Origin of the sequence: Mycoplasma anseris ATCC 49234, from assembly GCF_000702805.1 — a bacterium.
GTDB lineage: Bacteria > Bacillota_I > Bacilli_A > Mycoplasmatales > Metamycoplasmataceae > Metamycoplasma > Metamycoplasma anseris.
In genome coordinates this window covers 10763-23738 of sequence record NZ_JNJX01000003.1, presented here as the reverse complement: position 1 = coordinate 23738, position 12976 = coordinate 10763, and the positions used below count along the sequence as shown (strand labels likewise).

Here is a 12976-nt window from a genome sequence, read left to right as displayed (position 1 = left end):
CCCCTTTAAATTATTAATTAAGCTGAAACTGAGAAAGTGTATTCAGTTGTTCCTTTTTCTCCAATTACATAACTAAATGATCATGAACCATCTTCTTGTTTAATAGGTTTCATAGCTTTTTGAGTACCACTAATTGAAGTTATTCAGTTAGCTTTTAATAATTCTGCGTATCTTGAATCGCTATTAAATTCTTCTTTTTGGAATTTTAATGGGAATACAAGTTTTGATTTTTTAGAATCACTACTTGAAACACCAACTTGAAGTGTTTGTTGATGTACATATAAACCATTTTTAGCATTATATTTATTTCTTTGAGATGCTTGTTCAAATAGTGCATAAATACCTTCAGTTGATAATAAAGTACCAGCTGCTGCAGCTTCTCTTAATTCATTTAATAATGTTTCATCTGATTTAACAATTTTAAATCCAGTAAATTTAGTAGTTTTGGTTTTTGTTTCACTATCTTTAGTAATTGTAGTGGTTACAGTTAGACTACCAGTTTCATTATTTGCACTAAATTCATGTGAAATTGTAACTAAGTTAGTATTTCCCTTTGGATCAACTACATTAATGTTGCTTTCTTTAATTGATGAAGCTAAAGTTTCTGCTTTATTTGCAACATTTTGTAATTCAATTGTTAATCCATTAACAAAATCATCTAAATTAAATTCACTAGTTGTAAATCCACCAATAGTAAATTCTTTATAAGTAGATTGGGAATCTTTTGTTAAAGTGATCTTAACAACAATTTCTCCTCTAACATCATTTGCTTTTGCAGCAACAATTTCTTTGGAAACTGTTATTCCTTCAGGATTATAATCTGCTTCGCCTTTTTTAACGGTAATTAATTCAATATTTGTTGTTTCACTTGGTTTAGTAGTTTTGGTTGTATAATCAACTGTTAAACCTTCCAATTCAGTACCCAATGAATCTTGTTTAAATTCAGAAATAGTTATTGATTTTGGATCTGAAGATTTTGAAGTTCCTTCAGCATCAGTTGTTGAAATTACAACATTGAAAGTAATTGAACCTTCACTAGCATTTTTAGTTAAGTTAGAAATTAAAACTGAAACTCCTTCTGGAAATTCTGGTTTTGTAATTCCTTCTTCATTAGCATCTTTAGCATAAACTTCAGTTTTGGTTGAATATACAAATTCAGTTGCTTTTGATTCTAATAATGCATCTAAAGCTGCTTTATCTAATAATTTTGAATTTAAACCTGTAATAGTTAATTGTTCAACATCAATTGCTTTTTCTTCTTTATTGAATGAGTGATTTCCAATATAAAATTTAATTTCATATTGTCCTTTTGCGACTTTGTGCAATACAACTTTATTACCTGTATTCATATCACGTTCTGAATAAAATTTAGTTAAATTATCTAATGACAAATTATCTTTTAATTTAAATAAATCAACTCTATCAGGTGAATTTCATTTTTCACCACTGAATACTTTAAAAGTCTTGTAATCATATGATAATACTGTTCCTTCTTCAAGAGCTTCTAAAGTTTCTATTGATTTATATGTATCAATTAATTCAAAACCAGTTTTAATTTTTTCTTTTTGATCTAAAATGACAGCTTTATTTGATTTTTCAACTTGAACTGATTTTTGGACAACTTTTGAAGTTTTAGAATCTTTAGTAATTGAAAAACTTACTAATCTTTTACCAGTGTTAATTTCTTCTTCAGTAGGTTCTTTGTTAACAAATGCTAATCCATTAACAGCATATTCACTAGCTAGATCTGCTTCGCCATCTTTAACTTTAATGTCAGCAATTTGTAATCCAATGGCATTAATTAAAGTTTCTTTTGAATAAACTGCTGTTAGTGTTTCAGCTTTTGCGTCTAATTCTTTTTGTAAAGTTGAATATACTTCTAAACTAGCTTCTTTAGTATTGTCTGATGTATAAGCTCCATTTGGATTAGTTACTGTGTATACAACTTTAATATGGGTATCATTTTCAATTTGAATTTCATTGATTTTTAATTTTGCTTTAGTTTCATCATGCCCACTAGCAGTAATTATGCTATTATCATCTTGAATTTCAGGCCCGGTTTTGGTTGCATCTGAAATTCCTAAAGTAACTTTTTCTAATTCAGCATTTAAAACAGCTTTTAATTCTTGTTCTTTAGCAGTACTTGAAAATACAACTACATTAATTTCTTTAGCATCAGATTTATTAGTTGCATCTTTTTTGTCAACAACTTCAACTTTAACTTTGATATTTGTATCATCAACATTTACGACTTCTATGATATTAGCATTAACTTTTTCAGCGTCAAAACCGCTTAAAACAGCTAATTGATTATTGCTTACAACTTCTGGTCCAGTAACTTTTTCAGCAACTGAAATCTTGATTTTGTTTAATTCTTCATTTAATTGAACTTTTGTAAGCTTAGTCTCCCCCCCCGGAACTGGAACTGGTTTAGGTGGTGTTGGCTTGTCTTTTTCACATTTTGTTGCAATTATAGGTAATGAAACAAGTGGAGTTAATGTTCCTAATATACCTAATATAACTTTTGTTTTTTTACTCATTTTTAGTTTATAATCCTTTCATAAATATCCAGAAGAATTATAATTTCTTTATATTCAATAGAATATATATCTAAAAAATGTTAATTTCAACCTAACTTTTTGACCTATTTTGAAATAGTTTTTTTGAAAACCCACAAATATAGTTTATAATATTCTAGGTCTAAAAAATCAATGAGTATTTTTATAAAATTAAAAATTAAATTTTAGACTTAAATTAAAAAAGCACCCTTAGCTCAGTTGGCAGAGCAAGGGACTCTTAATCCCTGGGTCGTGGGTTCGAGCCCCACAGGGTGTACCATTTCAGAAAAGCTTGTGAAACCACAAGTTTTTTTGTTTATTTTCTTTTTGAATTTCTTCTTTTATTATGAACATAGTTCATATAAAAGTAGTGATTATAAATCATAATAAAATCTAAAAAATACTAATTTTAAACACCAAAAAGTTATTTTTTTGTGTAAATTTCCTATTTCTTTCTGTAAAACACCATTTTTTTATTAAAAAACTTATAATTGTCGCATTATGAAAAACAAAGAACCAAAGGCAAAAAAGACAAATAAATTTTTTAGTTTTTTTAAAAGTATTGGACCTGTTAAACATATTTTTATAGTGTACATTCTTTTTACACTCATTATTTCGTTATTACTTTATTGACCAATTACCCATACAAATGATTTAAAGGTTATTAAACCTAATTTTGATTATTCAGATGCCCTATTTTTAGCTTCATCTGCTTTTAGTGATACTGGTCTCTCCACTTTAGCCATTAGCAAAGGCTTTAATGGATTTGGACAAGCTATTATTGCTATTGCTATCTTTGTTGGTGGTCTTGGAATATTTGCGATTAAGGTTTATGTTATTCAAAATATCTTTGGTTTTAAAATGAGCGTTTTTAATAGTCAAGTTTCTCAAACTGAAAGAGGGGCTAATACTTGAGGAGATACCAAAAAGCTAATCAAAGTTTCAATTTCGTTTTTATTAATTGTGTTGGTTTTAGCAGTTATAACTTTTACTTTAATTTTTTATTTTAGCCCTCATGGTAGGTTTTATAATGAAAATATCACCACTTTAAATAAAACAACAATTGAATCAGAAATTGCTGATTATGCACAAGCCAATAATGTTAAAGAATTTCAAGTTTTTAATCCTTATGAATCTGAGCTTGCTAATCCAAAAGGAAATTTAACATTATCTTTAAGATATGCTGTTTTCCACTCAATAAGTTCTTTATGTAATGCTGGATTTGATATCTTTGGCTCAAAAAGCTTACAACCATTTTATTTTGATTGATATGTTCAAACCTTCACCATTATTTTAATCTTTATTGGTGGAATTGGATATCCAGTTATATATGATGTTTATCAAAAATTAGTTTCTTTAAGAAAAAATAAACCAAGACACCGTTTCAACTTATTCACTAAATTAACTTTAATTACTTATTTATTTGTAACTGTTATTGGATTTTTATTAACAATTTTATTTGAAACAATTTCTAAAAATCCACAATCATTCTGAAATCAAAAACAATATGGGAATACTGCTCAAAAAATAGGAAGCATTTTCTTCCAAACAGTATCAACTAGATCAGCCGGATTTACAGTTGTTGATTATTATCATTTTTCAACCCAATCAATTATTGTTCATGCAATTTTAATGTTTATTGGTTTTTCACCAGTTTCAACTGCTGGAGGAATTAGAAATATTACTATTGCCGTTATTTTCTTAAGCATTATAACAATGATTAGAGGTAAAACCAAAATCAATGCTTTTAAACGTCAAATTGGTAAAGAGACCTTGATTAAAGCAGTTAATATTTTTGCAATTGGTGTTGCCTTAATTTTGATCGGAGTATTAATAACTTATTCTTCATATGAACATTCCGGTTTACATTTAAATAATGTTGATTATAAACAATTTGATATTTCACATATAACCTTTGAAGTTTGTTCAGCATTCGGTAGTTCGGGATTATCGACTGGGTTAACTTCTGAATTAGGTTTAATTTCAAAATTATTATTAATTTTATACATGTTTATTGGACAATTAGGCATTACTCAAACCATTTTAATTTGAGGAAAAGCTAACAAAAGACCAGATTACTATGAATACATTTATGAAGATGTTTCAATAGGATAGGAGATCATAATGAAAAAAAATACAACTAAAAACCTAGTAAAATTGCTAGGTTCTAGTGTAATTATTGGTTCAACAGTGATTGCTACTACTTCATGCCAGAAAAAAGAAAAAGAAAACAACATTACCAAAAAAAATGAAATTATTGAACAACCAAAACAAGCCATGATTAAAGGCGATGTTAATTATGTTGCCATTGGTGATCAATGATCAAGCAGTGCTGAAATTTCTTTAAAAAGCCATGAGGCAAATTATTTCAATAAAGAACGTAATGAAATATATGGGCTTTCTTATGCTTCATATTTAGCTAATGCTATTCATATGCTTGATGATGAATATACCAAATTATCTTCATTTTACAATTTTAGTTTAGCTAATACTACAATTGATGATTGATTATACTTATTAAATCCAACAAAATATTCAAGTTTTAATCAAAATCATTTTGATTACAATCTAAATGTACAAAAAGACCTTAATGAAATGATTGAAAACCAAGCTAAATTAGCAAAATTATTCAATAATTTTCAATTAGAAGACAACAAATTTAGCTTCTTATCAAATTCAATTGCTAATGCTAATTTCATGACTATTTCATTAGGTTTTAATGATTTTTTTAAGAAACAAGAATTATTAGACATCGTTTTCCATTTAACTCAAAGCAAAACTAATGAAGAAACCCAAACTTTTATTCAAAATTTAATTACTCAAGCCCAACAAAGGGCGAATCTTGTTTATACCAAGATTAATTTATTAATTAAAGAATTAAGAAAAATTAATGAACATCTTAATATTAATATAATTGGTTATGCTACTCCATATTTAAAATTAGCTAAAGTAATTGAAAATAGTTCAAACAAGAATGTTTTATTTGAATTAACCAACGTTTTAAATAAATCTTTAGAAACTGCTTCTAAAGACAATAATATTAATTTCTTTAGTTATACTGATAATGAATATTTAAATAAAAATATCTCTTATTTAAGTGATGGTTTTTTAAGCGTTAAACCGAATGTATTAGCAATTAAAAAAATGATCCAAGATATTTTTATGAAAATGTCTTTATCTGAAAATGATTACATTAATTTGATTCAAAATTATTATTCTCATCCAATAATAAAATCTTTAGAAAATACTAATATTGTAAATGAATCTAAACAACCAAATCCTGAAGCTCAACCAATTGTTAAAAAGCCTTATTATCAAGTGTTTGATTTCAAATCAAAACCAACTAGCATTAAGACCCAGATTGTTGGTGTTTTAGGTGATAATGTTACTTCTTTTAAAAAGGAATATGAATTTGAAAAAATTAATGATAACCAAGTTATTTTAAACAAATTATTGAATCAAAAATATGATCAAAATATTTTAAGATCTTTTAAATATTATTTTAATAATGGCAAAAATGTTTCTAATGAAATGCTAATTGACTTCTTTAATAAAATTGTCAATATTATTGGTTTTCCAAATGAACAATTTTTACCAATTACAAACAAATTAAATGAATTATTAACTAATGCTGAATTTAAAGAATTTGTAATTAATTTAATAAATAATGTTTGTGATAATAAATATTTAAATAAACAAATAAACAAATTAAATTACGATATTGATGTTCTTTTTAAAAACACCTTACCAAATGAAATTCAATTTGATCAATTTAAACAAGCAATTGCAAATGATTTAACATCTGCTGATCATATTTTTGCTATTTTTAAAGAAATTAGTGTTTCAGGATTTTTATTAAATTCAAATAACCAGCAACATTTTAAAACTTCTTTAAGAAGTATTTTGGATTGTTTATTTAATAAAGATTTAATTAACAAATTATTTAATGCCAAATTGGATAATATTGTTTCTGATTTCTTAGAAGAAAAAACTATTAAACAAAAAATGTTAGCGATTTTTGATGACGTATTGGATGAAATTATTAATAATCCAGTTGATTATTTCGAAAATATTGATACTAGTTTAGCCTTTTTAAACAAAATCCTTGCCTCATCTAATACTAAAATTACTGAATTAATTAAAACCATTCTTGATTTAGCAAAACAAAAAACCGTTTTAATCCAAGACAAACAAGTTAAAGTAATTGATGTATTTAAACAAAATATGATTGATGTTATTAGCGCTAAATACTTAATTAACAATGAACATTTTAATCAACAACAAATTGATGATTTTAAATATTTTGTGAATACTTTTATTGATAATTTTAATTCTTTTGAAAAAATCAATGATTTTGTTTCTTTAGCAGTGCAAACCTTTATTAAACGTAATCAAGAAAATTTAGGCAATAAAGAATCATTAAATCTTATTAGTCAAACTATTTATAATTTGTTTGACAATGAATCAAATAACTTTGATGTTAATAAAAGCCATAAATTATTATTTGCCTTTTTAAGTTTCAAACCAAATCATATTGATGAAACTAAATACCAAAATGGCTTGAATGTTTTAGGAATTAGTTTTATTAAAACCTTAGATGCTTTAAGACCACAAAACTTAACTTATTTAACGGATAATAATTACCGAAACAATTTAATCAATCTATTTAAAAACATTTTAAAGGCAGATGCTAATTTATTAAATGCTCAAGCCAAAAATTTCTTCAATGCAACAATTGATTCAATTTTTAATGATGCTTTTGCTAAAAACTCATTATTACAACAAATTTACAACCATGTGATTGAATATTTAGGTGTTTTTCCAATTACAAATTATTTAAGAGAAAAACATTTAGAAGCTGAAATTTTAGCTAATTCTGAATTTGCTAATTTAGAAGATTATGTTAAAAATTGATTCTATTCTATTTATGATGGTGTTATTTCTACTGATTTAGTTGATTCAGTCAAATATTTAATTCATGATATTATCAATAATAATCAAAATTATCAATTTAATGAACCTCATGAATTATTAGTAAAAATCTTTAAACAAGCCCCAAATAATCAATTTCCAAATATTATAGCTAGTCTAATTAAAAACATTGTTAATAATGATGAAATATGAAATAAAGGAGTTGACATTTTATTTGGTTTTGTTAAAGATGAAACTAAAACCACATTTACAAATGAAGAAAAAACTTCATTAAAAAGCTTTATAAGAAAAATGATAGGCAATATTCCTGATTCCAAATTCTTTAGTAATTTTGTAGCGCATATTAATAAGCAAGCAAACAAATTAGTTGTTTCAGATATTGCTAATATAAATGATTTTGTGGTTTATTTAAAAGAAAACATTTTAACTTATTTCTCATTTAATAACCAAACATTAGTAAATGAAATTTTGGATGTCATTTTTGTTAAAGATAAAAGCAATATTTCCAAAGTTGAATCAAAAGAATTGATTAAGAATTTATCAATCATCTTATCAAAAGAAACTTTAATCAATTATATATTTAATAAATTGGATATTAAAACTATTATTTTAAATGCTATTGATCAAATTAACTTAGACAGTTTAGGTTTAGATTCAATAGCCAAAAATGATTTAATTACATTGTTAGTTGATTTAAAAAGCTTTATTAATGAAAAATGAGATTCAATTATTCTAATTAAAATTAAACAATTAATTACTAGAATTTTTAGCAAAGAAAATGTTGATCGTTCAAATACATTAGAGGAATTTATTGTTAATGGATTAAATGATGCTAAATCATTATTAAAAGAAATTACTGGGATTTTATTTGATGAATTCTTATTTGACAAACAAGCTCCAGATAGAATTCAATTAACCACTCAGTTGATTTTAACCATTGTAAAACAAAAAGTACCCGATTTAGTCTTAAAACCAGAAAAACTAACCATTTTAAATAAGACATTAGAAAAATTAATCCGTAAGTTATATAAATTAAATGTTCATAATTCATTAATTGAAAACTTTATTTCTAAAATCACTGAAAACATTAATAATTTTGGTTTTGACACAACTAAGTATAATTTCCAAGACCTAATTAATATTAAGGCTTTATTAAGTGCTTTTAATCCTGATGATGTCATTGCCTTTATTAATGATGATTTAAACAATGAAGATATTAGAAATATTATTCAAATATTATTCGATAATACCTCATTTATTTTGTCTAAAATTTCATTTAAAGAGACTATTAATTCCGACAATACAAATCCAAATGAAACCACTGATTTTAATGCAGATTCATCAACTCCAGATGCAACTGCTTCATCATGAAATCAAGAAACAATCATTAGAATAATTAAAGCCATTTTAAATAAATTATCAAAAGATGACAAATTACAAATTATTAATGAATCAAGTGAAACAATAAAAACCATTGTTAGAGATAAACAAATTAATGAAGTTTTAAAAGATTTCATCAAAAAAGCTTTATTACAAATTGAACGCCCAATTCTTGATGAAATGGTTCATTTAGATCGTACTGATAGAAATGTTGATCAATATGCCAAATCAGTTGTCGATATTTTATTAAGTGAATTAATTAATGATGAAAATATTTCATTATTTAAAGAAGTATTAACTCATATGGTCTTAAATGGTGATTTATATACTTGAAACACTCCACAAGAATTATTAATAAAGGTGTTAAAAAATATAAACCAAAATTCATTAAGTACTTTAGTTGATAAATTAATAAACAATATTACTCATAATGATGATTTATTAAATAAAGTTAATAATGTTTTATTAGCCTTAATTAAGATTAAAACCAATACAACTTTATCAAGTGCTGAAAGCGAAAAATTGACTACTTATATTAAAGAAGTATTAAAGAATTTAGACAATGCCACTTTATTTAATCATTTAAAAACTTTAATTTATAACACTTTAGCAAACAACCTAACTGGTAATGAAACTTTTGAGGAATTAAAAGATTTATTAATTAACAATATAAAAGAAGATCTAAAAAACAACAATGAATTAATAAACCAAATTTTTGAAATTACATTAGTGAGTGATAAATACAATATTAATGAAGTTATTCAAGTTGCTAAAGTTTTAATGGATAAAGAAACATTTGTTGATTGAATCTTTAATACTATTAATATTAAGAAATTAGTACTTGATCAAATTAATAATATTGCTTTTGATCAAATAAGATTTAACCAAGCCACTTTAGCTCAATTAGAAATTGTAAAAACTTATTTAAAAGATTTCTTTAATGAAAAATATAACACCTTTATTGTCCCTTTAGCTAAAGAATTAATTGCTAACTTATTTAGTAATGAAGTTGCCTTAAAAGCAACCAGTTTCCATAATTGAGTTGCAAACTTTATTAAGCAAAACAAAACATTTTTATTGACTAAGATTAATGACATTTTTGAAAACTTTGTTAATGGTGAAAAGGGTTCAATTCTAAAAAACGCCCTAGCAACTTTCTTAGTTGAATTAATGGATCAAGATCTTCAAGGGGTTGAATTTGGCCAAACAGGTAAACAAAGTTTAATATCAACTTTAGAAAAATTAATGGGTTATATTCCAAGCTTTAAATTGTTTGATGGATTAGTGCCAAATGTCTTAGATGTTATTGTTAAAAATCTTGAAACCAACCGCTTTAATTTTGCTACATATGATTTTGCCAAAACAATTAATTTGGTAGCCATTATTAATAAATTAAATTTTGACAATATTGATCATTATATTCATGATTTAACTTCACAAGAATTAAAAAATGTTATGTTGTTGTTATTAAACAATATTGATAAATTTAGTCACATTATTCAATTATCACCCACTGAAAGCAATAATAATTCTGATAATGTTTCAGAACCAAATTCAAATTCAAGCACACAAAAAAGACCAATTATTGTATTTGAAGGCAACATTACTATTAACATCAATGTCTTCTTTAATTTATTTAAATCAGTGTTTACCATTTTAAACGAAGAAGACCGTCAAGAAGTTATTGCTGCTGTGCCAAAATTATCAACTTGATTTATCAATGAACCAAATATGCGTATTTGAGTAAATCAACAACTTCAAAAAATTAAACAAAATATTCCTAATTTAGATCAATCAGGTATTGAATTAGCTGATGAAATTATTAAATCAATTGACCATATTATTTTTGAAGACCAAGCAACTAAGGACCTAGTTGATTCATTATTAATTTCATTAATTTCAATCAATCATGAAACCTTTGAAACAATTAATGATTTTAATCAATTGTTCTCATATCTAATTAGAACCAATAAACCTGCCTTTAAATCATTTGTAAATCACATTATTGATTACATGTTAAGCAATGAAGAAACAGTAGATAAGACAATTCAATTCATTTTAGATTGAAGTATCAAAGAATATCATTTAGATACAACTAGTGATCAAATTAATCATATTAAATCATTACTAAAAAGAGTAGTAATGAAATTAGGTTCTTTAAACATTGTTGAATCCTTAATTGATGATTTCTTAGAATTAACAACTACTATCAATATTTTAGACAATGATGGTCATTTCAATCAACAAGGATTAATTGGTGATATTATCAATACAATAAAATCAATTCAGTTTAGTAAATATTTAACAACAGCAAATATTGAAGATTTATTAGAAACCATCTTAGACAAAACCTTAGATGTAAGTCAACTTGAATCAGAATTATGAGCACTATACTCATTTATTGTTCATAATTTAAATAAATTTAATAAAAAAGAAAATAATTCATTAGATGTTTCTTCATCTGCCGAAACCAACCCAAACGAAGCAAACACAGAAACTAATAATGCTAAACAACAAGCATTTTTAGCCGAAGTTGAAAAATTATTATTCAACGGTCTAAGTGCTTTAAATGGTTCAATTAAACAAGATAATGTCAATGGTAAAACTGCTTTAGGTAATGTATTATATAGAATATTAAAAGACCAAATCAGTGCTTTAGATTATTCTCTTTTTAAAAACCCTGTTTTGTCTACAGATGTCTTGAAATCAATTATTACAAAAGTAGTTAATTATAATGAAACAAAAAATATTATTGATACTTTAATTAATGATTTTATGGCTGGTTCAAAGGTAACTGAAGCAAGCAATTTTGGTGAATTATTATCAAAAATTATTTTGAAAATCAAAGATAATTTAAAACAAAATATTACCAATGTAATTTTGAAATTTGCCCAAGATGATGAAATTATTAATATTATTATTGACAATCTAGTTCAATTTATGAAATTAGAAAATATAACTCCTGATGACAAAACCTTCTTAGCAACTTTAATTAAAGATTTAATTCCTGAATTAACCAAAACCGAGTTATATCAAAGAAAATTCTTAAATAGAACTATTGTTCAATTAGCAAAACATGCAAAAGATTTTGATATTGCAAACCCTTCAAAATGACTACAAGATGCCTTTGACCAAGTAACATCTGTCTTTAGTTTTAATGATGTATTGGTAATTATTCCTTTAATAGGAGATAATAGAGTTGTAACTGGAGATAAACTAGTGAAACTAATTAACATTTTCTTTGGAAAATCTAATTTCGAAAATTCAGTGCTATATAATGCTTTACGCAACTTAAATCAAGATCCTGACGTTTCAAAAAGAACTACAATGAAATATTTAAATGATCAAATTTCAAATACTATTAAAAACGCTTTTAAACCAGGCGCAACAGGTGATACTAGTGATCCCGATAATATTACTGTTAGTGTAGATATTTTTAGAACAATTGACACTTTATATAAAATGATGGCAAATCAATTAAATCAAGCTATTAAACGCACACCGGGAGCAAACGATAATTATCATATAAGAGCAAAATTGCCTGAATACCAAGCAATGTATCGCTTCACCAATGTTATTAATTTCGCTTTATTTGAAATGTTTGGTAGGGAAACATTAGTAAGTCAAAGAGATTCAAACGGTTTTATAAATCTATATTCTGGTGTTAGATCAATTCTTTGAGAACTTCAAGAAGGAACAAATATTAAAGCAATTCCTGGCCTTTCTTCCAAATTTGCTGGTATGCAATATTATTTAGAAGAAAAATATCGTCGTGAAATGAATAATTATATTATTGATTATCATTGAGAATGAAGTAAATTTAAATATGTTTATGATTATTATAATGAAGATAATTATGGGCCTGATTCAATTATGTATTTGATTGTATCTTCTGGTTATAATGAAAAAGAAAAAAATAAATTAAAACCATTCAAATTCAAGATTTCTAAAAATGGGCAACCCAATGAAATCTCTAAAAAAGAATATATTTTATTAACTTTAAAAGAAGGTGGATTTGCAAAATTTATGGCATTAAACAACCAAAAATCAATTAGCAAATGAAGCCATTTAAAAAACACAACAAAATTTGAATAAAAAAATGTAAT

General features: G+C 25.2%; 3 protein-coding genes and 1 tRNA gene. 3 read left to right on the top strand and 1 reads right to left on the bottom strand.

Annotated features, from left to right (window positions below; translation table 4 throughout):
- Positions 1–17: 17 nt before the first annotated feature.
- A complete protein-coding gene (locus tag T401_RS06500) occupies positions 18–2540 on the bottom strand; it encodes a lipoprotein 17-related variable surface protein (protein WP_033178632.1) in 2523 nt (840 codons plus the stop codon).
- A gap of 222 nt (positions 2541–2762) precedes the next feature.
- On the opposite strand from T401_RS06500, the gene T401_RS0100925 reads away from it, so the two are divergent.
- The 3 genes from T401_RS0100925 to T401_RS06495 all read left to right on the top strand — a co-directional run bounded on the left by T401_RS0100925 (position 2763) and on the right by T401_RS06495 (position 12965).
- Positions 2763–2838: transfer RNA gene (locus T401_RS0100925), tRNA-Lys, on the top strand.
- A gap of 221 nt (positions 2839–3059) precedes the next feature.
- Positions 3060–4673: a TrkH family potassium uptake protein gene (locus T401_RS0100920; RefSeq protein ID WP_033178631.1), complete on the top strand. Its 1614-nt coding sequence runs from the start codon at positions 3060–3062 to the stop codon at positions 4671–4673.
- A 9-nt stretch (positions 4674–4682) separates the two neighbouring features.
- Complete coding sequence (locus tag T401_RS06495) at positions 4683–12965, top strand: hypothetical protein (protein ID WP_033178630.1); 8283 nt, start codon at positions 4683–4685, stop codon at positions 12963–12965.
- Positions 12966–12976 lie beyond the last annotated feature (11 nt).